The 26,358-nt window shown below is 67.9% G+C and carries 11 protein-coding genes, 1 tRNA gene and 2 pseudogenes; 8 read left to right on the top strand and 6 right to left on the bottom strand.

Annotation, left to right across the window (positions count from 1 at the left end; translation table 11 throughout):
• Positions 1-51: 51 nt before the first annotated feature.
• The 5 genes from OG500_RS11465 (at position 52) to OG500_RS11445 (ending at position 4,565) form a co-directional block, all read left to right on the top strand.
• Positions 52-855: an alpha-ketoglutarate-dependent dioxygenase AlkB gene (locus OG500_RS11465; protein ID WP_329587500.1), complete on the top strand. Its 804-nt coding sequence runs from the start codon at positions 52-54 to the stop codon at positions 853-855.
• Positions 856-1,080: 225 nt separating this feature from the next.
• Complete coding sequence (locus OG500_RS11460; RefSeq protein ID WP_327066455.1) at positions 1,081-1,944, top strand: acyl-CoA thioesterase; 864 nt, start codon at positions 1,081-1,083, stop codon at positions 1,942-1,944.
• A 131-nt stretch (positions 1,945-2,075) separates the two neighbouring features.
• On the top strand, positions 2,076-2,861 hold the full coding sequence (locus OG500_RS11455) for a DUF1684 domain-containing protein (protein WP_327066454.1): 786 nt from the start codon (positions 2,076-2,078) through the stop codon (positions 2,859-2,861).
• A gap of 76 nt (positions 2,862-2,937) precedes the next feature.
• Positions 2,938-4,341 (top strand): MFS transporter, encoded by a 1,404-nt coding sequence (locus OG500_RS11450; protein WP_442907022.1) that lies wholly within the window; start codon positions 2,938-2,940, stop codon positions 4,339-4,341.
• A gap of 150 nt (positions 4,342-4,491) precedes the next feature.
• Positions 4,492-4,565, top strand: a tRNA-Pro gene (locus OG500_RS11445).
• A 612-nt stretch (positions 4,566-5,177) separates the two neighbouring features.
• Here the strand turns inward: OG500_RS11445 and OG500_RS11440 are convergent.
• Complete coding sequence (locus OG500_RS11440; RefSeq protein ID WP_329579403.1) at positions 5,178-6,161, bottom strand: site-specific integrase; 984 nt, start codon at positions 6,159-6,161, stop codon at positions 5,178-5,180.
• A 408-nt stretch (positions 6,162-6,569) separates the two neighbouring features.
• Here OG500_RS11440 and OG500_RS11435 point away from each other — a divergent pair, with 408 nt between their 5' ends.
• Complete coding sequence (locus OG500_RS11435; RefSeq protein WP_329579400.1) at positions 6,570-7,655, top strand: Fic family protein; 1,086 nt, start codon at positions 6,570-6,572, stop codon at positions 7,653-7,655.
• Between the two features lie 143 nt (positions 7,656-7,798).
• On the opposite strand, the gene OG500_RS11430 is transcribed toward OG500_RS11435, so the two are convergent.
• Positions 7,799-8,341 carry a hypothetical protein gene (locus OG500_RS11430; RefSeq protein WP_329579397.1) on the bottom strand — a complete coding sequence of 181 codons (543 nt, stop codon included), beginning with the start codon at positions 8,339-8,341 and terminating at the stop codon, positions 7,799-7,801.
• A gap of 31 nt (positions 8,342-8,372) precedes the next feature.
• Positions 8,373-9,536, bottom strand: a complete 1,164-nt coding sequence (mycP, locus tag OG500_RS11425; protein WP_329579394.1) for a type VII secretion-associated serine protease mycosin — start codon at positions 9,534-9,536, stop codon at positions 8,373-8,375.
• Between the two features lie 915 nt (positions 9,537-10,451).
• On the opposite strand from mycP, the gene OG500_RS11420 reads away from it, so the two are divergent.
• Positions 10,452-21,647 carry a LamG-like jellyroll fold domain-containing protein gene (locus tag OG500_RS11420; protein WP_329579391.1) on the top strand — a complete coding sequence of 3,732 codons (11,196 nt, stop codon included), beginning with the start codon at positions 10,452-10,454 and terminating at the stop codon, positions 21,645-21,647.
• A 593-nt stretch (positions 21,648-22,240) separates the two neighbouring features.
• Here OG500_RS11420 and OG500_RS11415 read toward each other — a convergent pair.
• Positions 22,241-22,366, bottom strand: a pseudogene (locus OG500_RS11415) (IS982 family transposase); the annotation flags it as partial.
• A 317-nt stretch (positions 22,367-22,683) separates the two neighbouring features.
• On the opposite strand from OG500_RS11415, the gene OG500_RS11410 reads away from it, so the two are divergent.
• Positions 22,684-23,379 carry a hypothetical protein gene (locus OG500_RS11410; protein ID WP_329579385.1) on the top strand — a complete coding sequence of 232 codons (696 nt, stop codon included), beginning with the start codon at positions 22,684-22,686 and terminating at the stop codon, positions 23,377-23,379.
• Between the two features lie 19 nt (positions 23,380-23,398).
• Here OG500_RS11410 and OG500_RS11405 read toward each other — a convergent pair.
• Positions 23,399-24,395: pseudogene (locus OG500_RS11405) on the bottom strand (IS5 family transposase).
• A 113-nt stretch (positions 24,396-24,508) separates the two neighbouring features.
• Positions 24,509-26,116, bottom strand: a complete 1,608-nt coding sequence (locus OG500_RS11400) for an IS1182 family transposase (protein ID WP_329578021.1) — start codon at positions 26,114-26,116, stop codon at positions 24,509-24,511.
• Between the last annotated feature and the right edge of the window lie 242 nt (positions 26,117-26,358).

Here is a 26,358-nt window from a genome sequence, read left to right as displayed (position 1 = left end):
ATGGGTTGATGGGACGTCTCGTGGTCTCGTGCTCTGGTGGGTGGTGAAGCGGTGACGGGTGAGCTGTTCGGGCGGTCGAGGAGGTGGCTCGCGCCCGGTGCCGTGCTGCTGCCCGACTGGCTGGACGCCGCCGAGCAGCGCGAACTGGTCCGCGCGTGCCGCGAATGGGCCCGGCCGCCCGCCGGACTGCGGACCGTGCGGCTGCCCGGTGGCGCGGAGATGTCGGTCCGCCAGCTCTGCCTCGGCTGGCACTGGGGCGTGGTCCCCCGCTGTCCGACCTGCGGGGTCGCGCGCAAGGTGGTGGCCGACTGCCCGCAGCACTGGTTCCCGTACGCGTACACGCGCCGGGTGCACGACGGCGACGGGGCGCCGGTCAAGCCGTTCCCGGCGCTGCTCGACACCCTGGCCCGGCGCGCCGTCGTGGCCGCGTACGGGGCGGCGGGGGACGGGGACGGGCGGGTGGGAGCTGGAGGCGAAGGGGTTGCCGGTGCCGTCGGGTACGCGCCCGACGTGGCGCTGGTGAACCACTACGCCGCCGGTGCCCGGATGGGCCTGCACCAGGACCGCGAGGAGCGGACCGACGCCCCCGTCGTCTCGTTCTCCCTCGGCGACTCCTGCGTCTTCCGGCTCGGCGGCAGCCAGGACCGGACCGGCCCGTGGACCGACGTCGAGCTGCGCAGCGGTGACCTGCTGGTCTTCGGCGGCCCGGCGCGCTACGCCTACCACGGCGTCCTGCGCACCCTGCCCGGCACGGCCGATCCCGAGCTGCGGCTCGGCGAACCCGGCCCCGCGCTCAGCGGGCGGCTCAACATCACGGTGCGGCAGTCCGGGCTGGCGGCGCCGTCGGCCGGGTAGCCGTCGTGTGACCACGGGGGGCGGTCAGGGGCGGTCACAGGTGGCCGTCAGGGACGGTCGTGGTCAGCGGTCCGTCACCGGTCGGTGGCTGTGGGTGGGATCATCGCCGTTCTTCGGCTGGCGCGCCGACCTGCGGGAATTCCCCGGTGGTGCGCAGACTTCCACTGGACAGCAGCGGTATGCCGCCGGCTCCTCCGGCGTGCCCGTTGGGAGAGGACGCACACCATGGGAACGCCTGTCGATCAACTCGTCGACCTGCTCGATCTGGAGCAGATCGAGCTCAACATCTTCCGCGGCCGCAGCCCCGAGGAGTCGCTGCAGCGAACCTTCGGCGGGCAGGTGGCCGGCCAGGCGCTGGTGGCAGCCGGTCGTACGGTGGCGGACGACCGTCCCGTCCACTCGCTGCACGCCTACTTCCTGCGCCCCGGGGTCCCCGGGGTCCCGATCGTCTACCAGGTCGACCGGATCCGGGACGGCCGTTCGTTCACCACCCGCCGGGTCCTCGGTATCCAGCAGGGCCGCAGCATCTTCGCGCTCACCGCCGACTTCCACGTCCCCGAGCCCGGCGGCATCGAGCACCAGGAGGCGATGCCCGTCGTCCCCGCCCCCGAGGAGCTGCCCAGCGCGCTGGAGGAGGTCGGCCAGCGGCTCGGCGAACTCCCGCCGTTCATCAGCCGCCGCCAGCCGTTCGACATCCGCTACGTCGAGCGGCTGCGCTGGACGCAGGAGGAGCTGGCCGGCGTCGAACCGCGCAGCGGGGTCTGGCTGCGGACCAACGGCGCCCTCCCGGACAACCCGCTGATCCACGTCTGCGCGCTGACCTACGCCAGCGACATGACCCTGCTGGACTCGGTCCGCGCCCCCGTCGAACCGCTCTGGGGCCGACGGAACTTCGACATGGCCTCGCTCGACCACGCGATGTGGTTCCACCAGCCGTTCCGCGCCGACGAGTGGCTGCTCTACCAGCAGGAGTCCCCGATCGCGCAGGGTGCGCGGGGCCTGGCCCGTGGCCAGATCTTCGACCGTGACGGCCGGTTGGTGGTCTCGGTGGTGCAGGAGGGGCTATTCCGGCCGCTGCGGGAGAGCTGACGTGCGGGAGGCTGACGTTCGGGAGGGCTGGCAACCGTCCAGTACTCGAGTACGCAAGCACCCAGGCATGCAAGCACCCAGGTATGCAAGCACCCAGCTACGCAAGCACCCAGGTATCAGGAGAGCTTTCCATGACGACCGACGCCGAGGAATGGCAGCGCTGGACCGAGGCCCGGGTGGCGTCCGTGAGCGCGCCGCACGGCGTGCTGGCGCTCACCGGCACGCACTGGCTGAGCGCGGACCCGGCCGCGATACCCGGCGTCCCCGGCCGCTGGTCCGCGGAGCCGGACGGCGTGCGGGTCTCGGCCTCGGCCGCCGACGGCCTGCGGGGCGGCGCCGGTGACGAGGTGGTGGCGGGCGAGCCGCTGTTGCGTCCCGACACCCACCCCGAGGCCGCCGTGGTCCGCTACGGGGAGGTGCTGCTGATCCCGATCGAGCGGGAGGGGGAGCTCGCGCTGCGGGTCTTCGACCCCGACGCCGAGGGCCGGGTGCACTTCGCGGGCATCTCCACCTTCCCGTACGCGCCGGAGTGGAGCGTGCCGGCCGTCTTCACCCCGTACGAGACCGGCGCGCGCACGGTGACCGTCCCGAACGCCGACGGCCGGGAACGGCCGCTGGCCGTCGCCGGTCAGGTCGCCTTCCGGCTGGCCGGCGAGTCGTACTCGCTCACGGTGAGCCACTCGGGCGACCAGCTGAGCGCCGTGTTCGCCGACGCCGGCAGCGGACGGGAGAGCTACCGCTTCCGTTTCATCACCCTGCCCGGCCCGGACGCCGAGGGCCACACCGTGCTGGACCTGAACCGCGCCTACCTGCCGCCGTGCGCCTTCGCGGACCACTTCATCTGCCCGTTCCCGCCCCCGGGCAACCGGCTGCCGGTCGCCGTGCGGGCGGGGGAGAAGGCGGTGCTGAGCGGCTGAGCGGCTGCGCGGCCGGGCGGCCGGGAACGGGACCCGGTGACGGGGCGCGGGGGAGCGGGGGTGACGATAGGTCGTTGTGTCGACCAATCATCCCACCTCTTCCGCGTCCGGCCCGGACGCGCCGGACTCTGCTGCTGCCGCTGACGCCGCTGCTGTCGTCGCTCCAGCTGCTGGTGCCGCTGCTGGTGCCGCCCCTGGTGCTGCCGCTGACAGTCCGCAGAGCCCGACCCGCATACGGCGGCTGCTGCGGGGCGCGGTCGCCGACCTCACCCCGCTGCGCGCGAGCGCGGACTACCGGCGGATCTGGTTCGGCCAGGCCGTCTCCTCGATCGGGCAGCAGATGACCGCCGTCGCGGTCTCGGTCCAGGTGTACGCACTCACCGGCTCCACCCTCGCCACCGGCGCGGTCGGGCTCTGCTCGCTCCTCCCGCTGCTCGCCTTCGGCCTGTACGGCGGGGCGATCGCCGACACCGTGGACCGCCGCAAGCTGGGCCTGACCGGCGCCGCCGGCCTCGCCGTGGTCTCCGCACTGCTGGCCACCCAGGCCCTGCTCGACCTGCGCCAGGTCGCCCTGCTGTACCTGGCCGTGGCGCTGCAGGGCGGCTTCTACGCGATCTCCTCGCCCGCCCGCTCCTCGATGATCCCGCGCCTGCTCCCCGCCGAGCAGCTGCCCGCCGCCAACGCCCTCAACACGATCAGCATGAACCTGGGCATGACGATGGGTCCGATGCTCGGCGGTCTGCTGATCGGAACATACGGCGGACAGGCCGCGTACCTGGTCGACACCGTGGCGTTCACCGCCACCCTGTACGCGATGTGGCGCCTGCCGGCGATGCGCCCCGAGCGCGCGGGCGGCGCCGCCGGGCGCGCCTCGGTGCTGGACGGCCTGCGCTTCCTGCGCGCGCAGCCCAACCTGCGGACCAGCTTCCTGGCCGACCTGGCCGCGATGATCTTCGGCCTGCCACGCTCGCTCTTCCCCGCCCTCGCCGCCGCCTACTACGGCGGCCATGCGGGCACCGTCGGCCTGCTGGTCGCCGCCCCCGCCGTCGGCGCCCTGACCGGTGCCCTCTTCTCCGGCTGGATCTCCCGGGTCCAACGGCACGGCGTCGCCGTCCTCGCCGCCGTCACCGCCTGGGGCCTGTCCATCGCCGCCTTCGGCCTCACCGCCGGCCACCTCTGGCTGGGCCTGGCCCTGCTCGCCGTGGCCGGCTGCGCGGACACCGTCAGCATGATCTTCCGGAACACGATGATGCAGGTCGCCGCCCCCGACGAGATGCGCGGCCGGCTCCAGGGCGTCTTCATGGTCGTGGTGGTCGGCGGCCCCCGCCTCGGCGACTTCGAATCCGGCACCGTCGCCACCCTCACCACGCCCACCGTCTCGGTGATCTCCGGCGGCCTCGCCTGCGTCGCCGTCATCGCCCTCCTCGCCGCCCGCCGCCCCGCCTTCCTCCGCTACGACGCCCGCCACCCCACCCCCTGACCCCCACCCCCAGCTCCCCCGCCACCCACTTCGTGACCTGCACCGGAACCTGGCAGCGAGCACCCCCCGCCGTGCTGTATTGTTTTCCACGTCGCCGGGACACCGGGGACAAGGTCGAGAAGCCGGGAGTCGATCCCGGCAGCGAGACCACGGGACGTGGCGCAGCTTGGTAGCGCACTTGACTGGGGGTCAAGGGGTCGCAGGTTCAAATCCTGTCGTCCCGACTGTAAAGTCGCAGGTCAGAGGCGGTTTGCTCGCAAAGAGCAAGCCGCCTCTGGCAGTTTTCGGACATCCCAAATCGGACATCTGGCCTCAGGTGCCCGTGTGTCGTCCTTGGAATTTAAGGAAGATTGCCGTCTCTGTGGTGTGATCAATCCGTTTTGGGAGAGCTTCCCTTTGGATCACTGGCGAGCCTGCCCGTGGCGCACTTGACCGGGCGATAGGCTGGGTCAAGTGGGCAAGTGTCTGGTCCGAGCGGAGAATGACCAGGTCAGAGGGTATGTGCCTGGCGATCTGTCAGGTTTTGCAATCCCAAAGGGCATCGCGGAGCAGGTTGCCAAGGGAGAGCTGGTGCGAAATGGCCCGATTCGAGTCGGAATTCCACTACTGACGGTGACCGATGTCGGATCGCGATCTGCGATCGTCGACGATCCCGTGTTGTAACTGTCTGGCATGTTCGGTGAGTTGAGTAAGGTCGGCTGATTCTGGCAGGGCCTCAGATGAACTGGTGATGTCTCGTCAGGCGCTTGAGGGTGGGGGTTCATCGCCTTCGCGCTTATGGTCGAGCGGGTGTGGGAGGGCTGATGTGGCTTCGTGGTTCATGTGATCCCGTGGGTCTACCAGCGCTGGGGGATCTGTCCGTTGAGTCGGAGTTGCTCGACGAGGTGGCGGGTGAGGGCTTCGCCGGCTTTGGTGAGTTCACGGATGTCCGGGTGGAAGTAGCGCTGGGTGGTGGTGATCTCCTTGTGGCCGGCGATCTGTTGAAGGATGTGGAGCGGGACCCCGGCGTCGGCCATCCAGGTCAGGCCGGTGTGGCGCAGGTCGTGGCGGCGTAGGTGTTCGTATCCGAGGACGTGGGTGACGTCGCCCCAGTGGGTGGCGTCGCGCAGGACGGCGGTGCTGATGCGGCCACCGCGGGGGCCGGTGTAGAGGCGGGCGTCGGGGTCGCCGCGGGTGGCTCGTAGGCGTCGGATGATCTGCGGGCGTAGCGGTTCGATGATCGGGATGTAGCGGGCGACTCCGCCCTTGGTGTGTTTGTCCATGAGGCCGCCGGGTGCCGGGGTGGTCTGGTGGCGGCAGGTCAGGAGCCAGTTGGCGGTGTCGATGTCGCGGGCCCGGGCTCCGGAGACCTCGCCGATACGGGTGGCGGTGCAGGCGCTGTGGATGACGACGTCGCCCCAGCCGCGGTAGTGGTTGTAGGAGGCTTCGACCAGCGCGTCGGCGAGTTCGGTGAGGGAATCCCAGTTGCTCAGGGCGAGGGCCCGAGGGTCCAGGAGCTCGTCCTCGGCCTGCTGGTAGGCGTGTTGCCAGCCGGTGACGTGTGCGGGGGGTCGCTCGATGAGACCGTCCACGACGGCCTGCTCGAGGATGCGGAAGAGCATGGCGAGGGTGTTCTTGATCGTGGATCGGCTGCAGTCCTCTGAGATCCAGCTGTCGATCGCGGTGGCGATCGCGCCGGTGGTGACCAGGCGGATGGGGAGGTGGCCGAGGTCGGGCTCGATCCGGTGGTGCCATCCGGCGAGGTAGGGGACGTGGGTTGTGCTCTCGAGGCCGGCCAGGATGCTCGGGAGGCGGAGCTCGACGTATTTGGTCGTGGACATCGACGCAAGGGAGGGGAGCACAGGACTGCCGGTGGCGTCGGCGAGGATGGTCAGCCATTGGGTGACCAGTGTCGGGTCGAGGCCGTTGCGGACGGCCTCGGCCAGGAACTTGGCCCAGGCGTGCGTCTGGGTCGGGCTGACTGTAACGGACGTCGGGAGCCTCGGCTCGGCTCCAGGGGCCGGATCCAGACGTGTGCTGCGGAACGGGGGGTGATAGGTGATGGGTGGGGTGGGAGCAGTGCTGGTTGCTGCCCTCCGGGCTGGTTCTGAAGTATTCGCAAAAGGCATTGACGTGTTCATATCTCACGGTTGCACCAGATTGCTCTTGACGGCTTGACGCCGTCATGGTGACATTGCTTCATGCTCTATGCTCTGCCGACACTGCACGCAGTCGACCAAGCCGTCCTCGTGGAGATCGAGGAGATGCGGAGCCGCCTGCGCCTGCACCTGCGCACGCCTCGGCGTTGGGAGGGGCAGCTGCGGCGCAATCTCACAGCGCGGGCCATCGCTGGGTCGAACACGATCGAGGGCTACGCGGCGAGCGTGTCGGATGTCGAGGACATCATGGTCGGCGAGGCGCCGATCGATGCGAACGACACTGTCGCGGCCGAGATCGAGGGCTACCGGCAGGCGATGACCTACATCCAGCGCCTGGCCGAGGCCGGCGACGACTTCGCCTACAGCAAGGGCCTGCTCAACTCGCTGCACTTCATGATGCAGGGCCACCACCTGCTCAAGCGGCCCGGCTGGTGGCGTACCGGGCCGGTGTACGTCACCTCCGCCGAGGACCCGACGATCGCCGCGTACACGGCTCCCGACGCGGAGCAGGTGCCAGCGCTGACCAGCGAGCTGGTGGAGTGGCTGAATGAAGGCGACCTCGACGCACCTGGGCTGGTGCGGGCGTCGATGGCGCACCTGAACCTCGTGGCGATCCACCCGTGGTCGGACGGCAACGGCCGGATGTCACGCGCCCTGCACACCCTGGTCCTCGCGCGGGAGGGGATCATGGCACCCGAGTTCTCCAGCATCGAGGAATGGCTCGGCCGGGCCCGCAACACCTACCGCTACTACGACATCCTCGCCGAAGCTGGCGGCCCCGTCTGGACCCCGGAACGGAACACACTGCCGTGGGTGCGGTTCTGCCTACGCGCCCACCACCAGCAAGCCCAGACCGTCGAGCGCCAGGTGAACACCACCCGCGAAGTCTGGAGCGCCCTGGATGAGGCCGTCGAGCAACACGGCTGGCCCGACCGCATGCTCTACGCCCTCTATCCGGCCGCCATGGGCAACCGGGTCCGCCGCGCCACCTACCAGGCCGACGCCGAGCTGAGCGAACAGCAGGCCCAGCGCGACATCCGTGAACTCGTCCGAGCTGGCTGGCTCGCCGCGAAGGGTGAGGCCCAGGGCCGCTACTACACGGCGGGCCAGGGCCTGCCGGAGGAGATCACCTGCGGAGTCCGGGAGCCTCGGCCGCTGCGCGACCCCTACGCGTAGCGGTAGTGGGCGAGGAGAAAGAGCTGGTGGCTACCTGGCCCTGGGCCGGATCTGTCGTCGCCGGTGTATTCGGCGAGGGTTCCGCCAGGTCGTGGACTCCGCTGCAGCTGGCGCTCGACGAGGAGGAACTGGTGGTGCTGCGCTCAGGACCCGGATGCAGTCGAGTGCCGAAGGGCCAGGACCTGCTGCTGCACCCGCGCGGCAGCCTGGTCCATGGGCACCAGCGTCACGCTGGTGGCTGGTGCGGTCAGCGACGAGTCAACAGCAGTGAACTGTGCTGCAGGGGCAGCCTTGGCGATGGCCTGAATTGCCTGCCCGAACGTGGGGCCGACGGTGACGATCAGATCGCAGCGCTGGCTGACCAGTCCGGCCAGGTAGGGCTGCGCCTGCTCCGCGGTGGTGGCAGGCTGGATGACCTGCTGCACGTTCTTTCCGCCCTGCGTCCCCGCGCTCTGCATCGCGGCCCAGATCTTGGCGACGTCCTTGCTCTTGCCGGCCGTGGTGGTATCCGTCGCCAGGCACGCTGTGGCCCGGCCGGAGTAGTCGTTGGCCACGACCTTCGGTGGAGCGGAAATATGGTGTCGAGGCTGCAGGAGGATCACCATTGAGACCGTGACTGCTGCCGCGCCTGCACAGCCACCCGCGATCAGGTAGGTGCGGGGCCGGAAGGGTGAACGTATGGGCATCGGCGGATCCTTGAGTTTGGTGGGCCGGTGATCAGCGTGAACGGCTGCCGGAGCGCGACTTGGTCTTGGTGTCCGCCTTGGAAGGGGCCGTTGACTTGCCCCGAGCGCCCGTGTTCTCCCGCTGCCGCGCGCTCGCCGGAGCGATGCTCCGGATTCGACGCCGTCGCAGAGTAATCCCACCAGCGGCGCAGAGGAGGGCACCAAGTGCCGCTCCGCCGATGACGATGACATTGGAGTTCCCCGCCGCGGAAGCTGGTGCGGCATCAGGATGCAGCAGCGGATTCTCGGGGCTCCCGGGATCCCCGGTCGCGCTGAGTGCCGCCAATGGATCGAGTTCCCCGAACCCGATCTTGGCATCGGGGCGCGCGTGGTGCTGGCTGGTCGTGCTGATAAGTCGCCTGACTACCTGGCCAGCCGACAGATGCGGTTCGTGGGAGCGAACCAGGGCAGCCGCAGCAGAGACGTAAGCAGTGGCGTAGCTGGTGCCGTCTGCGTGCACGTACTGGCTCTGATCATTGGTGGAGTAGATATCGGTGGCGGGAGCGGCGAGGGTGATCCCGTGTCCGGATTCGCTGGGCGCCCAGAAAGCGCCGCTCTCATCCGTCCCGGATACCGAAACCACCCCGGGATACGCTGCGGGGTACATCGGGGCGTTCCCGCTCTGGCCCCCGTTGCCGGCAGCGGCGACGAGGACGATGTCCTTGCCCAGGGCGTAGTTGACGGCCTTCTGCAGGAGGGGGTCGGGGCTGGCCGTGCCCATGGACAAGTTGATGACCTGCGCTCCGTGGTCGGCGGCCCAGACGATCCCTTGGGCCAGTGTTTCGGGTGCAATTTGGCTACCGACTGCGACGCGGACGGGCATGATCTTCACTGCGGGCGCCAGCCCGTACATCCCGCCTGCGGGTGGAGGGCCCCCAGTGCCGGCGATGATGCCCGCGATGGCGGTGCCATGTGAGTCGCCTGAGGCATCGGTTCGCCCGTCCCCACCGTCACCCAGCAGGCTTGCGCCGGGCAGAATTTGGCCAGCGAGATCGGGATGGGTTGCTGAGACGCCACTGTCGATAACGGCGACGGTCACGCCGGCACCGCGGGAAACCTTCCATACTGAGTCAGCCTGGAAGTGGTGACTGTCCAGAGGCCACTCGCTGCTGCGGACGGGGTCGGTGGCGTAGGCCGCGGACGTACCAAGGCACATTGCTGCGAGAGCCAGGAGCGCGGACGCGCATCGAGCTGTCCAGCTGCGTTCTGCGAACAGTTGAGGTGCTCCTTGGATTGGGTCGGGAGAGGCCTTCGGGTTGGTGCTGCTCCTCGCTCATGCGGAGCACAGTCGATGGCTCACGTGATCGTACCGATGATGAGTCGGGACCGGGTCACGTTCCCTCGACCCTTCAATCGCTGGCAATGCGCATCTCATTTTGCACACGTGTAGACAACGGTTTGGAAAGATCATTTTCCCATCAACCTGCCAAGACTGGTGCGAACCGGGCCACGCCAAGCGGTTTTCACCTGGACGGAGCGCCGGTTGCAACGATAAAAATTCCCTCTCTGCCCACGATCTGATGGGCTGTCTGGTCTGTGCTTTAGGGGGACGGCTGTGCGCCGCTCGTCGCTCAACTCCCACGTGGAACGTGTCCGGAAGGCAGCGCGGGTGATCATGCGTTGCGTGTCGCGGATCACGTGCCGTCATCTGCCCAGTTGGGGCGGGCGTACTGTTCTGCGGCGGGTCGCGATCCTGATCGGCCTGGTGCTGATGATGACCACAGTGACGCAGCCCGCCGATGCCTTCGTGCGGCTGCAGGCAGAAGCCTCTGAGGCATCTTCGGCAGTGACTCCTCCTGGCCAGTTGAGTGGGACGGCCGAGAACCGCGGTCACCAGGTATCGGCAGCGAGTACGTCGCGCAATGGCGCCGGTCCGGTTGGTGGACACCAGCCGGGGGCCGGGGAACTGCCGGCCGCGAAGGACCCGAATCCGGGTCTGCCCACAACGCAGCAGTCCACCGACAGTCGCCAAGCACAGCCGGTCAAACCGACGACCCCTCCCGAGTCGGTGCAAGTCCGGCCGCACACGCCGAAGCCCAGCACACCCAAGCCGCCTGGCGCCAGGAAGGCCATGGCTGCCCTGCAGGCCGACGCCCCGGGTTCCAACGGCGCCTCCTCCTCGACGGGATCCCCGGGAACTGAGCCCGAAGGACCGGAGGACACCGCTGCGCGTACTGCGTCGACGTCGACCTTCGTCGATGACGACGGCACCAAGACCATGCGGGTCTACCCACGCCCGGTTCACTTCCAGAAGCCTGACGGCACCTGGGCTGACATCGACACCAACTTCGTGGTGGGCGCAGGCGGTCGCTGGTCGGAGGCGGCCAACAGTCAGCAGGCATCGTTTGCGGCCAGTGCCGACGATCCCGCGCTGATCACGCTGCAGATCGACGCCGCCCATCGGATCTCCTACGGGCTCCAGGGTGCCGTACCGAGCAAGGGCGCGGCTCAGGGCGACACCCTGACGTATCCGTCCGCGGCACCTTCGACGGATCTCGTCTACAACGGACTTGCCAGCGGTATCAAGGAGACGCTGGTTCTGCATGATGCTTCGGCTCCGACCAGCTTCGTGTTCCCGCTGAACCTCACCGGGCTGACGGCGGGCCTGAGCGCTACCGGCGACGTTCAGTTCAAGGATGCGGCCGGGGTGGTCCGAGTGACCATGCCGCGCGGGTTCATGGAGGACGCGGACAAGGATCCGCACTCCGGCCTCGGTGCCATGTCGGACGGTGTCACCTATCAGCTGACCACCGTCAATGGTCAGCCCGCGCTTCAGGTCAACCTGGATGCGGCATGGATTCACGATGCCAAGCGCGTCTTCCCGGTCAAGGTCGACCCGAGTACCAACCCGCGTCTGAACGCAGGGCAGTCGACCTGGGTGATGAGCCCCTTCACCGCCAACAACTCGACCCTTACGGATCTGCGTGTCGGCACGTACGACTCCGGGACCAATGTGGCCAACAGCTACATCACCTTTCCGGCGGTCTCCTCCGCGCTGCAGAACGACTTCATCGAAGGCGTCAAGCTGCATGTGGATGCTCTGCACTCGTATGACTGCAATGCGCACTCCCTGTATGTCAGTCAGATCGCGAGCGCCTGGGACCCGTCCTCGATCAACACCTACCCCGGGCTGACCGTCGGTCAGCAGCTCGGGGTGAACACGATCTCCCTGGGGGACAGCTGCGGGGGACCGGCCTATGAGACGTTCGACCTGGGGGACTCCCAGAACGATCCCGGTTCGCAGTTGGTGAACACCTGGTCCCACGGCGGTACGAACTGGGGACTGGCACTGACGGCGTCGCCGACCGACTCCACGTCATGGAAGATCTTCGCCAGCGCTGCCTCGGCGAATCCGCCCTACCTGGAGGTCACCTACGCGGATTGGGCCGCGAGCTACTCCACTGCGAGTACGTATGTCGCTCCCACCGCGGTGAGTCCTGGGTCGCAGCAGATCACCATGACCAATCTCGGGGCGAACTGGTGGACCCCGGCGAGCATGAAGGTGCTGCCGAGGTTCTTCGACGCCAACTGGCATGAGGTGTGGCCGGCCGGCAACGCCCCGTTCACCTCGGTGCCCGGGACGGTGGCCACCGGTCAGTCGACGACGTTCACCGCGACGATCCCGCCGATCCGCCCCGGGCAGAGCTACCAGATGTGCTGGGACGGCTATGTTGGCGGGACCTCCTCGCTCTACGACAACTACAGGATCCAGTATCAGAACTGCACCTGGGTGTCGTCGCAGAACGTGCCGCCCCAGCTCGACTACCTCACGCCGCTGAGCAACTCTGTTCTCGGCACGTTGACCCCGCAGTTGGCCGCGGTCGGGCACGATCCGGACAACTATCCCGGCACGGGTCTGCAGTACGACTTCAGTGTGTTCAACAGCAGTTGGCAGTCGGTCGCCACCTCCGGGTGGATACCGAACCAGTCGTGGACGGTGCCCGCGAACAAGCTTGCCTGGAACAGTACGTACTTCTGGCAGGCCGAGATCGGTGACGGTGTCACGGGGAGTCCCTGGTCGGCGAATTACTCGTTCTCCACACAGGTCCAGCAGCCACCGATCACCTCGCACCTTGGTGGTGCGGCGAGTGATGGCCAGGGCCACACGTTCGATCCGCAGGTGGGTAACTACACCACCGCCGTGACGGACGCTTCGGTGAAGGCGACCGGGCCGGCACTTGAGATCACGCGGTCCTACAACTCGCTGGACCCGCGCACCAACACGCTGTTCGGCGACGGCTGGACCTCCGCGCTGGACATGCGGGTGCAGATGGACGGCGACGGTTCCAATGCCGTCGTACTCACGGATGCTTCGGGCCGCACGGAGCGGCTGGGCCTGTCCTCGACGGACGGTTCCGGCACTGCGCACTACCTGCCGGCGCAGGGTGAGTACGAGACCCTGACGGGTTCGCAGGGCGGCTGGGGCGGCTTCGTACTGCTGCTGAAGAACGGCATGCAGTACACGTTCTCCGCGAACAGCAGCTGGTACGCCGTGACCTCGGTGCAGGATGCCGCGGGGCATGTGCAGAGCCTGCACTGGAACACGGCGGGGCAGCTGGACACCATCACCGACAAGGCGTCGGGCCGGGCGCTGCACCTGGCGTGGACGGCGGACGGTCACCACGTGGCTGCGGTGTCGACGGATCCCGTCACGGGGACGGACGCTTCGACGGCCCTGACGTGGACCTACACCTACAACTCGTCGAACCCGGACGAGCTGGACAAGGTGTGCGCGCCGCCGACGGGCGGCAACTCGGCGCCCTCGTGCACGACGTACTCGTACTCGGCAGGATCCCACCTGCGCTCGGCGGTGCTCGATGCGGCACCGACCTCGTACTGGCGCCTGGGCGACTACTGGGGGCCCACGGCGACCAGCGAGATCATCCAGAACCAGGGCACGGACAACGCCCGCTACTCCGGCGGCGTGACGCTGGGCAGCGCCGGTCCGGTGCCGACCGCGCCGCCGGTGGCGACCGCGTTCGACGGACAGTCCGGTGTCGTCGTGCTGCCCGCGACCCAGAGCGACATCTCGTCCTACGTGTCGCTGGGACTGTGGTTCAAGACCTCGTCCTCGGGGGTGCTGTACAGCTACCAGACCGACTCCTTCCCCGCCGGCACGACGGGCCACCCCTACACGCCCGCGCTGTACGTGGGCAGTTCCGGCTACCTGCACGGCGAGTTCTACCAGGGCAGCGCCGCCACCCCGATGACCTCCAGCCAGCGGGTGAACGACGGCCAGTGGCACTTCGCGATGCTCACCGCAGCCGGGGCCTCACAGACCCTGTACCTGGACGGCAACCAGCAGGGCACCCTGAACGGGCCCGTGGTGGCCAACGGTCAGCACGCGCAGAACGTGGGCGGCGGATTCATCGGCGGCTACTGGCCCGACGAGCCGTTCAACAACACCGGTGACAACACCGGCCACGCCTGGTACTTCAACGGCTCCATCTCCGACGTCTCCTTCTACAACCACACCCTGGGCCAGCCGGCGGTGACGACGCTGTGGCAGACCGGCCACACCCCCTCGCCGGAGCTGGCCTCCGTGAAGCTGCCCTCGGGCAAGACAGCGGCGGCGATCTCCTACGACGGCTGGAAGGACCGGGCCAACCAGGTCACCGACGCCAACGGCGGCACGTGGAAGATCGCCGCGCCCTCGGTGAACGGTTCGGCGCAGGAGTACCGCGGCCAGGTCAACAGCTCCGACCCGCAGGACTACTGGCGCCTGTCGGAGCAGGCCGGCACCCAGGCCGCCAACGACGTCTACATACCCAGGCCCGTCCCCAACAACGGCACGTACGCGAACGTGACGCTGGGTGCGGCAGGCCCGATGACGGGTTCGGCCGGTGCCGCCTCGTTCGACGGCAGCACGTCCTCGGTCCAGCTGCCCGCCTCGATGATCCCCACCCAGGGGCCCGAAGGCATCGCGCTGTGGTTCAAGACCACCACCGCGGGCACCCTGGTCGGCTACCAGAGCACCCCGCTGGATGCGCCGCAGGCACCCGGCAGCGCGGCCTGGAACCCGGCACTGTACGTCGGCACCGACGGCAAGCTGCACGCCGAGCTGTGGACCGGCTCGGTGGTGCCGATGGCGAGCTCGGCCACCGTGAACGACGGCAAATGGCACTTCGCCGTGCTCTCCGGTGACAACCTCAGCTCCCAGACCCTCTACCTCGACGGGAAGCTGAGCGCAGGCCCGCTCAGCGGAACCATCGGCACCAACGGCACCCAGTACCTCTACCTCGGCGCCGGAAACGAGAACGGCTGGCCCAACGCCTCCACCACGCCGTTCGGGCACTTCAACGGCCAGATCGCCAACGCCGCGATCTTCCCGCACGGCCTGACCGCCGGCACCGTCTCCGCCCTCTACACCCAGGCCACCAACCAGACCGCCGCCCAGGGCGCGAGTGCGGCCCGACCCTCCGCGTACGACACCGCGATCATCTCCGCCCACCCCTGCGGCTACTGGCGCTTGGACGACGCCGGCGGCAACCAGGCCACCGAACTGCTCTCCAGCGCCGCGCTCGCCCAGAACCAGGGCACCGAGAACAGCACCACCACCGGCCAGAGCGGCCCGTGGGCCTCCGGCAGCGCCACCGCCACCGCCTTCAACGGCACCAGCTCCGCCATCCAGCTGCCCGCCGCCGCACTCCCGGCACCCAACAGCAACACCAGCATCTCGCTCTGGTTCAAGACCACCGGCCCCGGCGTGATGTACAGCTACCAGAACGCCCCACTCGGCCAAGGCCCCTCCCAGTACAACCCCACCCTCTACGTCGGCACCGACGGCAAACTCCGCGGCGCCACCACCGCCACCCCCAACCCCACCACCTCCGCCACCACCGTCACCGACAACACCTGGCACTACGCCGTCCTGACCGTCAACGGAACCACCCAACAGCTCTACCTCGACGGACAGGCCAGCGGCACCCCCATCACCCTGACCGACACCTACAACGGCTCCGGCTACGCCTACCTCGGCGCCGGCACCATCGGCGGTGGCTGGCCCGCCCACCCCGCCGACGGCAGCGGCCACTTCAACGGCACCCTCGCCGACTTCGCCCTCTACCAGTACGCCCTGAGCCCGGCCACGATCACCGGCCTGTACCAGGCAGCGACCACCGCCACCGGCGCGGCCGGTGGCCTCGATGCGGCCAGCGCCTACCGGGCTGCGACCGTACAGGCCAGCCCGTGGGGCTACTGGCGACTCGACGACCCGACGGGCGCCTCCTACGCGGCCGACGAACTCGGCACCGCGCTGCCCGACAGCACCGCCGGCACCTACACCAACGTCGGGCTCGGCAACGCCGGCCCCTCCGGTGACCCGGCGGAGCTGTCCGCGACCTTCAACGGCACCAACTCCGAACTGCAGCTGCCCTCGAACGCCGCCCCCACCAAGGGCGCGGCCACCATGGAACTCTGGTTCAAGACCACGGTCGCCGCCGGCGTCCTCTACGGCTACCAGGACTTCCCCGCCGCCAGCCCCAACACCCCGGGCGTCAACACCTGGAACCCAGCCATCTACGTGGGCACCGACGGACACCTGCACGGCGAGTTCTGGCTCGGCTCACCCAGCTACGCCATGACCTCGGACCGCACCGTCACCGACGGCCAATGGCACCAAGTCGTCCTCACCGCCGACAGCACCGGCCAGACCATGTACCTGGACGGCACCCAGACCGCCAACAACACCGCGGGCGTCCCGATCACCTTCAACGGCACCCCGTACGTGTACCTCGGCGTCGGCAACGACGACAACTGGCCCCAGGCCGGCACAGGCTTCTTCAACGGCTCCATCGCCGAAGCCTCCTACTACCCCAGCAGGCTCAACGCGGCCACCGTCGCCGGGCACTACGCGGCCATGCGCAACGGCGCCGGCCCGGTGCCCGTCACCACCGTCACGGTCACCGACCCCGGCAGCAACACCAGCACCTACAAGTACGACACCCGCACCGCCCGGCTGGCCTCCTACGCCGACGCGAACGGCAACACCACCAACTACACCTACGACACCAACGGCTACCTCTACACCGTCACCGACCCCGACGGACACACCGTCACCACCGGTCACGACGCCCGCGGCAACACCGTCTCCACCACCACCTGCCAGAACCCGTCCAGCTGCCACACCAGCTACGCGACGTACTTCCTGGATGCCAACAACCCGGTCGACGTGCTCAACGACACGATGACCTCCTCCAGCGACCCACGCTCCAACGGGCCCGGCGACACCACCTACCGCACCACGTACACCTACAACGCGGCAGGCCAGCTCACCTCCACCACCACCCCCGCGACCCCGGACTTCCCCAAGGGCCGCACCAGCTACACCACGTACACCGCCGGGACCGAAGCCGCGACAGGTGGCGGCACCGTGCCACCGGGCCTGCCGCTCGCCACCAGCAACCCGGTCGACGCGAACGCCGACCCCCAGGCCTCGAACGTCCCGGCCAACCAGACCACGCAGTACGCGTACGACGCGCACGGCAACCTCGCCCAGTCCACCAGCCCGCTCGGCCTGACCACCGCCCACACCTACGACAACCTCGGCCGCACCTCGACGACGACCGAGAACTGCACCAACTGCGGCCAGGGCCAGACCGCCACCACCACAGCCACCAGCTACACGTGGGACGGCTGGGGCAACCCGCTCACCGAGACCGACCCGGCCACCACCGACGCGGTCACCGGCACCACCCACACCCCGCAGACCAGCTGGGCGTACGACGCGGACGGCGACAAGACCAGCCAGACCGTCGCCGACACCACCGGCGGCGACAAGCCCCGCACCACCAGCTGGGCCTACTACAGCACCATGGACCGCCTCTGGCAGGTCACCGACCCCGCGGGCAGCAAGACCACCTACACCTACGACGCCTACGGCAACACCGCCACCAAGACGGACGCCGCCGGCACCAACTACCAGTACACCTACTCCCCGCAGGGCTGGCTCCAGCAGACCGCCATCGCCAACTACACCGGCAACCCCAACAACCCGGTGACCGCGCGCTGGCAGATCACCGACTCGCGCGCCTACGACCCGGCCGGCCGCCTGGCCACCGACACCGACGCGATGGGCCGCACCACCCACACGTACTACAACGACGACAACACCGTCGCCGAGATCGACCTCGACTCCTTCCACAACTACAACCCCACCACCCAGCAGTTCGACGGCACCACCCGCAACATCGTCCTGCAGACCAACACCTACGACCCGGCCGGCAACCTCACCCAGCGCACCACCGGCGGCGGCAAGACCACCGTCGTCAACACCTACGACGCCACGAACCGCGCCACCAGCACCACCCTCGACCCCGGCGGCCTCAACCGCACCACCAGCACCACCTACAACGCCGCCGGCAACACCCTCACCACCAAGCTCACCGACGGCACCACCACCCGCGAAACCGACACCACCTACGACACCGCCGGCGACGCCCTCACCACCACCGTCGTCAACAGCCCCCAGAACTCCGTCACCACACACACCTACGACCAGCGCGGCCTGGTCCTGACCACCACCAGCCCCAACGGCAACGTCCAGGGCGCCACCCCCGCCAACTACACCACCACCTACACCCACGACCCCGTCGGCCACCTCACCATCACCGACGCCCCACCCACCCCCACCACCACCTTCAACACCACCACCGGCCAACCCGTCACCCTCCCCGCTGCCATCGCCGAAACCCGCACCGGCTACAACACTTACGGCGAACCCACCGAATCCAAGGACCCCCTCGGCAACATCACCACCACCACCCACACCTACGACACCACCGGCGAACACCTCTCCGTCGCCAGCAACAGCTACACCACCCCCGACGGCACCAGCACCTTCACCGCCGTCACCCAGACCGACTACGACAGCCTGGGCCGCCCCGCCAAGGTCACCGACCCCAAGGGCAACATCACCACCAGCAAGTACGACCAACTCGGCAACCTCGTCGAAACCGACCTCCCCGCCCTCGCCGGCACCACGCCCAAGTGGCTCTACACCTACGACCTCGACGGCGAGAAGCAGTCCATCACCGACCCCACCGGCGCACTCACCCTCTCCACCTACGACGACCTGGGTCGCCTGATCACGCTCAGCCAACAGGAGCGACAGACCAGCCACACCGCACCATCCACGCCCGCCATCTACACAAGCACCTTCGGTTACGACGACGCCGGGAACCGGACACGAGCCATCACGCCCAGCGGCGAGGCGAGCGGCACGGCGTACAACGCCGCCGGCGAGCGGACGAGCACCACTGATCCGGTCGGCAGCACCACCGCATACAGCTACGACGTCAGCGGTGCCGCGGTGAAGGTAGTGCTGCCCGCCGACACGACGGGAGGTACGGGCCGGTCCACACTTACCACCTATGACCAGGCCGGACGGCCTACCGGAACCGCGAAGCTGGACGCGACAGGCGCCACGATGGCCACGTCGTCGACGAGTTACGACGCGAACGGCAACCCCGTCTCCACAACAGACCCCGATCACAACACCGCAACGGCGACCTTTGATGCCCTGGGCAGGGTGACCCAGCGCGTCCAGCCGGTCGACACCACCCACACCATCACCACCACCTTCGGCTACGACGCTCTCGGCAACCGCACCGACTACCACGACGGCAACGGCCACGACACCTACACCACGTACAACACGCTCGGCCTTCCCGAGTCCGTCATCGAACCGGCCACCGCCGCTTACCCCAACCTCGTCGACCGCACCTACACCAGGACCTACGACCAGTCCGGTCTCGCGGTTAGCGAGAGCCAGCCCGGCGGCGTCAAGACCACCCAGACATACGATGCTGCAGGGCACGTGACCGGCCAGAGCGGAACCGGCAGCGAGGCAGCCACGCCCACCCGCAGCCTTGGCTACGACCTCGATGGCCGCCTCACCTCGCTCGCAGCAACCACCGGCACCCAGAAGTACACCTACACCGACCGCGGCGGTCTGTGGACGTCCAACGGGCCACTCGGCAACGCCAGCCTGACCTACAACCAGGACGGAGCCCTCGCCAGCCGCACCGATGCGGCAGGCACCATCTCCTACACATACGACCAGGACGGCCGACTGAAGACCCTGGCCGACCCACTCACAGGCGCCACCCTCTCCTACGCCTACTACCCCTCCGGCATGCCGCAGTCCGTCAACTACGGCAACGGCACCAGCCAGACCTTCGGCTATGACGGCCAGAACAACCTCACCAGCGACCTCCTGACGACGAGTAGCGGCACCGAAGCCTCACTCACCTACGGCTACGACCCAGCAGGTCGCGTGACCAGTCAGGGGAGCACCGGCGGCGCCGCCACACCCAGCAACAGCTTCACCTATGACCAAGCCGGTCGCATCAGCAGCTGGAACAACGGCACCACCACCACCGCCTATGGCTACGACGCCAACGGCAACCTCACGCAGTCGGGCAGCGCCAGCGCCACGTACAACGAGCGCAACGAGCTCGCTGCTGCGGGAGGCACCACATACACCTACACGGCCCGCGGTACCCGTGCCTCGGTCATCACTGGCATGAGCACAACAGCGGCTACCTACGACGCCTACGACGATCTGGTCACCGACGGCTCCCAGAGCTACAGCTACGACTCCCTGGGGCGTCTGGCCAGCACAGGTACCCGCACCTTCAGCTATGAGGGCACCTCTGACAGCCTCGCCTCCGACGGAACCGAGACCTACTCCCGCGCTCCCGGGGGCGGCCTGATCGGTGTCAGCGCGGGCGGCTCCTCTGCCCTCGCCTACACCGACCTCCACGGTGACCTCGTAGGAACCTTCACCCCCACCAGCAGCACCCTGGCAGGCTCAAACGCCTACGACCCGTGGGGCAAGCCAGTCGCCACCACCGGCACCACACACGACCTCGGCTACCAAGGCGACTGGACCGACCCCACCACCGGCCAGGTAAAGACCGCCAGCCGCTGGTACGACCCCAGCACCGCCGACTTCACCAGCCAGGACACCGCGCCCCTCAACCCCAGTAGCTCAGTCGCCGGCAACCTCTACGCCTACGGAAACGACGACCCGCTTTCCCAAGCCGACCCAAGCGGACACAGCGCCTGTACCCCGTTCCACGCTCCTACCCCCGTCAACAGCACCCCGCCGCCCTGGTCTCCCCCGCAGATAGCGCCGCCGCCCACGCCCCAAAACCCGCAAGCGCCCGTGGACCCATGGAACGGCATGGCGCCCAAGGGATCATGGAGCGTTGATCCATACCCGAGTATGGCCCCGTCGACGTCATCCAGTCCCAGCTTGGCCCAGAAGCTCAAGCAGGGCCTGCACGACGGCTACGACTGGCTGTACCACGAGCTGCACATCTACAACGTGCCGTCCGGCAGCTCCGGGGGCCTGTTCGGTGGCGGACTCCTCGGAGCCGGCGGAGGTGGCCTGCTGGCATTCGCGTCCGACAGCTGCGACACCTCATACCCGAGTCACCCGACGGGACACGCACACCCGGTCCTGTCCGTCCCCAAGATCGACCTCTCCGCACTCAACCCCAGCCACGCCTTCGACGGCATCGGCGGCACCGCCACACACGGCGCCGACAGCAGCAACGGTCCCGAAGTCGGAGCAACCAACACTGCCACCGCCATGGGTAATGCAGCAGCCGTGGGTGCAAGCGCTTTTGTCGCTCAGTCTTTGACCGCCGAACAGTCACCAGGTCTAGGAATCACCACATTCCCCGGGGCGCAGGACGCTGGCCTCGGAACAACCCTCGACAACCCAGGTGACCCCACCGCCGGATCTGGCATCACTCTCGATAATCCAATTAACCAATCTGCATCTAGCGGAAATACGCTTATAAACCCGGCATCCTTGCATCTGGGCCACATACTCTCAGCACTTTCTGGCTATGCCGTCACGGGGGTAAGTTGCGGCTGCGAGCCGACCTTGGGCGGGGAGGTCCCTGTCTGGCAGCGCGCAGGGGTAGGCAATGCAGGGGGAAGTACGAACTATAGAAAGACGTTCTATGGAGCTAATCCTGGCACGGAGGGGAATGTATGGGTGCATCATGCTATTGAGCAGCAGGTCCTAATGCGCTATCCCGGCCTATTTTCGTCAGATGAGATTCATTCCATTGAAAATCTCCGAGGGATCCCCAAGGGGGTAATCAATAATCGGGTCCATCTGAGTGCTATCCGCAATCTATGGAATGACTTCTACGAGCAAAATGCATCACCGACGCGGCAGGAGGTGCTAGATTATGCGACAGGCATCGATGATCAGCTGGGTCAGTGGTTCAACCCCCGGATCCGCTAGGCAGGAGTAAGCCATGTTTAAGTACTACCGAGTGAGCCCAGAGGTAGCGGGGGGCCTAGGCGTCGAAACGATCATGGATCGATCGGAACATCCGCCCAGGGTCGCGAAGCTGCACTACGAAGTCATTGACTGGCTTGGCGACTCCATTGTTCAAAGCTTCCCCTGCTACCTCGTAGTTCGCAGCTTGGCGCAGAGTATGAGTAGTGCCGGGCTTAGTGGATTTAGCATTGCCAGTGCAGTTATCTCTGAGGCAAGTGAGTTTCGGGAATTCAATCCAGAGGGCGAGCTTCCTGACCTGGTTTGGCTGATCCCTGACGGAGTGCCAGGCGTACACGATGTCGCTGTCAATGAAAAGGGACATTTGATTGCAAGTGAGACGTTTGTAAGTATGATTAACTGTGCAGGCTTCAGGCATGGCAGTGCAAAGCCTTGGGCCCAATGACCGATTGCCGCAATGGCGATAATTGGACTCGTGAACCCCCGTTCAGTCTATTTATTTCTGATAGTGTGAATAGCTGAGTCGTGAAGTGGGGTGGCTATCTTAGCTGCAGTGCACCTCCCCTGCATGCCGTTCTCATATGGGTCCAATGTGATCAGTGATCAAATTCGATCAGCGATCGGGTGACCGGTGCGTCGATTTGGTTGCTGCGCCAGATCGCGGCCGCCGGTGCGAGGACGCGCTGGGCGACCCGGATCGCGATGCCCTCGAAGGTTGTCCCGTGTGGTCGGGGTTGCGGTCGTCGCGTGTTGCTGCGGCTGCGCTCGGGTTCCACGGTTCCGAGGGTGTGCGGTTGCCCTCCTTCCTGGTCCTTGGTCGGTATCGGCCATGGGTGGTCAGGTGGGAGGGCAGGGCGCCGAGGCGGTGCCAGCAGGTGGTGAAGGCATCGCGCCAGGGCCATGTCCGGGACACGGGGGGCAGCAGCGGCGGGCGTGGCGAGTGAGCTTGGCTGGCAGGTGGTAGGGGCGGTAGCACATGGTGGCGGGCTCGGCGCTGGCCGGATCGAGGACGTCGCGCAGGCCGAGGAGTCGGGTCCAGGTGCTCGTCGAAGGCGCGCTGTGCGATCTCGGCTCAGTGATCCTCATCGCCGCCCGGGCAAGCCGCCAAGACCCCGACGGCGTCTACGAGCAAGCCGTGGTCGAAGCCATCAAATCCGGTGCTGTCGTCAGCGAGTTCGCCCGCCTCGGGCCACCGTGTGGCAACACCGTGGACATGCTCTACCGCAACGCCAGCGCCCACGCCTCCATAGCCGTCGACGACCACGGCATCACCGCCACCCGCCGGGAGATACGCGATGGCCGTCTCGTGTCAAGCAAGACCGTCTCCCTGACGGATGCGGAGTTCGGCGAGGAACTCCTCGCCCTGTATGAGCTGCTCCTGGCGCTCCAACTCGCCCTTCTGCCATGGATGACAGGGCACAGTGATCCCAACATGGCCACCGCGGTCGCCACGGCCACCGCCTCGGCACGTCAACGCGACCAGATCCTCGCCCTGATCGCCGGCCTGGCCGGGATGAGCAACGTCACCGTGGCAACCGCCGAGGGCCACCTGACGATCAGGGCGGCTCCGCCCGTCACTGGAGCCGGCGACCGGTCGGAGACGAAGGTGCTCAGCGTGGTCCCAGTCGCTTTCGGCACTACACCGAGACCGGCGACCGTCACCCTGGACCTGACCGGCCTGCACCCGGTGACCTTCACACACGACGAGTTCGCCGTCCTCCACGATCCGGACTAGGGAGTGTTCTGAGTTCGGATCATGATGCGGGTCTCAGGCTGCGGAGCCAGATGACGGCACCGCACAGGTGCAGGCCGGCTTCGTAGCTGGCCGGGGTCTTGTCGTAGCGGGTCGCTAGGCCCCGCCAGTTCTTGATCTTGTTGATGGCGCGCTCGACGGTGTTGCGGTCGCGTAGAGGTCCGCGTCGTGGCTGACGGGCCGTCCGCCGCTACTGCCCTTCTTCTTGCGGTTGGCGGCCTGGTCGTCCTTCTCCGGGATCACCGCCTTGATGCGGCGTCTGCGCAGGTAGGTGCGGGTACCGCGGGCGGAGTACGCCTTGTCGGCGGAGACCGCGTCGGGGCGGGTGCGGGGCCGGCCGACCGGGCCGCGGACCTTGATCTTGTCCATGACGGCGGCGAACTGCGGATTGTCCGCGCTCTGGCCCGGCGTGACCACGAAGGACAGCGGACGGCAGCGCCGCTCGGCCGCCAGATGGGTCTTCGTGGTCAGCCCGCCCCGCGAACGCCCCAGCGCGGCTGCCTTGAGCCGCGCCCGGCGGCGCCGACGCATGCGGCGCTTTCCTTCCCGCGCGGCCTCGTCCGCAGCACTGCCCTGGTCGGCTACCGGCCCGGTTTGTCCCTTCGCAGGATCCCCTTTTCCTCAGCGACTGCCTTCTCCAACTCCTCCAGCAACTCGGCGTCCATGACCATCCCGGCCGCGTGGTGGTGCGCTCGGGCGACGGTGGAGTCCACGCTGACCAGCGACAAGTCGACCTGGCCGCGCGCGGCGGCCTCAGCGATCATCCCGTCCATCAGCGCCTGGAAGACGCCCTTGAGCGCCCAGGAGTGGAACTGGCCGTAGATCGTGGACCAGTTGCCGTACCGCTCGGGGACATCCCGCCAGGGGCTGCCCACCCGGAACCGCCACATGATCGCATCGAACTGCCGCCGCAGGTCCGGGATCGGCCCTGTCGCCGCCATCGGCAGAAACGGCTCGACCAGCTCCCACTCACCGTCCGTCAGATCTCCGCGTGTCATGGCCTTCTTCTACCAGCAGCAGCACCGCCGAAGCACCCGAATCCACGAACTCATGATCCGAATTCAGAACAGTCCCTAAGCTTGACTCTGTCGGGGATCTTGGACGACGGGGCTCAAGTACCGAGGGCGCGCCAGGACTTCGTCCGGGGGATGTCGTTCTCGTCCAGGTAGGTCTGGAAGGCGGTCGGCGGTCTCGGCGGGAGAGCTCCCTCGGTGACGGGTTGGCCGCTGAGTCGTTCGATGTTCACGGCGATGGCTGTGAGTACGTGCTGCAGGTGGGCTTTCGGCCGGCCTCGGTAGCGGCAGTGGCGCATGCCGTGTCCGTGGGCGAACTCGTTCATGGTGCCCTCGATACCGGAGCGGACCGCGTAGCGGGCCTTCCACTCCGGTGTCTGCTGCTCTGTTCGGACGTGGACTTGCAGGTCGCGGAGTTCTCGCGGGGGGAAGCCCACGTTGCGGGCGTCACCGGAGCTGGTGCAGCGGGGGCGGTCCGGACACGGCTGGCACTGGCTCTTGGTGAACCGTGCCACGATCAGGGGTGCCGCGGTGGGCGAGGAGGTCGGGTAGGGACCGTGCCATCCGGCGCTGACCTGGCCGTTGGGGCAGGTGACCTGTCGGCGGTCGAAGTCGATGTGGAAGTCGTCGCGGTCGAACCCTTCGTTCTTGCGGTGCTGGCGGGTGGGGTTGCCCGGCAGGGGTCCGCTGATGGTGACCTGGTGTTCGCGGGCGGCTCGTTCCAGGTGGACGAGGGAGGTGTAGCCGCCGTCAACCAGGTGCTCGGCGGGCAGCAGTTCGCGGCGTGCCAGGCGGGTGTGGATGCCGGGCAAGGCTTGGCCGTCGTTGGTGGCGGCCGAGGTGGTGGCCACGTCCGTGATCACGTTGACGCTGTCGGGGGCACAGGTCTCGGTGACGTGCGCGGCGAAGCCTTTCCAGCTGATGATGTGCCCGTGGCGGACGTAGCGCGCCGTGGTGTCGTAGGGGGAGACGATCGCCGAGGCGGAGGGCGGCAGGCCACCGTCGTCGGCGGTGCGCCAGCGCAGGCGGCCCGCCGCGTCACGGTAGTAGTTCTGCACGAGGATCTGCCGTAGGGCTTCGGCCTGCGGGCCGGGCCGGTAGGCCGGTCCGTGCTCGTGGAGGTGTTCCAGCAGGCGGCAGGCGTCGTCACCGGCGGTGAGGATCCTGGTCTTGGGCCGGGTGGGGTTCTTGCCCAGGCGGACCGGGCGGCCGTAGCGACGCCCCCAGTCCTCGTCGACCAGGCCGGTCAGCAGGTGCGAAGCGGTCCGGGCCGCCTCTTCCAGGACGGCACGGACGGCCTCGGTGACCATTTCCAGCCGGGTCAGTTCGCGCACCGCGGCCAGGACGTGGGTGGAGTCGGTGCGCTGAGTGGTGCGCTCGCGCACGAGTCCGGCCTCCTTCAGGCGCGCGAGTGCCAGATCGAGGAGGCGGTCGGCTCGGTCCTCCAGGACCAGGCGCTCACGGAAGTCGGCCAGCACGCTGTGGTGGAAGCCGGGATCGTCCAGTTCCATGGCCATCGCGTACTTGAAGTCGATGCGGCAGCGCACCGCTTCGGCCGCTTGCCGGTCCGACAGGCCGAGCAGGAACTGCAGCACGCTGACGGTGGCCAGCTGGGCGGGCGAGATGCCGGGGCGTCCGTCGCGCGGGTACCAGCCCGCGAAGTCCTCGTCGCGCCACAGCCCGTCCAGCCGGTCTCTGACCCACATCGCCGTCGTGCCGCCGGGGTTGCTCGCCCGCGCGATTTGCGCGGTCAGAGCCGGAACTTGCTCACCGGAGCGCGGATGGAGCGACAACTGACACCTCGACAACTGCAGGTCTTCGATCAGCCCGAGCATGCCCGCTGATCAGGCGGGCACACCGGGAACGCTCCAAGATCCCCGACAGAGTCAAGCTAAGCGCCAGACACCGAAACGGCACTGGGAGCTGTAACGGCGCGCTGGCTCTTGGA

The sequence above is a fragment of the Kitasatospora sp. NBC_01250 genome (genome assembly GCF_036226465.1).
In the GTDB taxonomy this organism is placed as follows: domain Bacteria; phylum Actinomycetota; class Actinomycetes; order Streptomycetales; family Streptomycetaceae; genus Kitasatospora.
Note: the sequence above shows the minus strand (reverse complement) of the source record. Positions and strands in the feature narration are given on the sequence as shown.

Excerpts from the sequence above, each read along its gene's own strand:
- OG500_RS11460 (WP_327066455.1), top strand. The coding sequence starts at position 1,081 with ATGGGAACGCCTGTCGATCAACTCGTCGACCTGCTCGATCTGGAGCAG.
- OG500_RS11455 (WP_327066454.1), top strand. The coding sequence starts at position 2,076 with ATGACGACCGACGCCGAGGAATGGCAGCGCTGGACCGAGGCCCGGGTG.
- OG500_RS11440 (WP_329579403.1), bottom strand. The coding sequence starts at position 6,161 with ATGTCCACGACCAAATACGTCGAGCTCCGCCTCCCGAGCATCCTGGCC.
- OG500_RS11430 (WP_329579397.1), bottom strand. The coding sequence starts at position 8,341 with ATGCCCATACGTTCACCCTTCCGGCCCCGCACCTACCTGATCGCGGGT.
- mycP (WP_329579394.1), bottom strand. The coding sequence starts at position 9,536 with ATGTGCCTTGGTACGTCCGCGGCCTACGCCACCGACCCCGTCCGCAGC.
- OG500_RS11420 (WP_329579391.1), top strand. The coding sequence starts at position 10,452 with ATGGCTGCCCTGCAGGCCGACGCCCCGGGTTCCAACGGCGCCTCCTCC.
- OG500_RS11400 (WP_329578021.1), bottom strand. The coding sequence starts at position 26,116 with ATGTGGGTCAGAGACCGGCTGGACGGGCTGTGGCGCGACGAGGACTTC.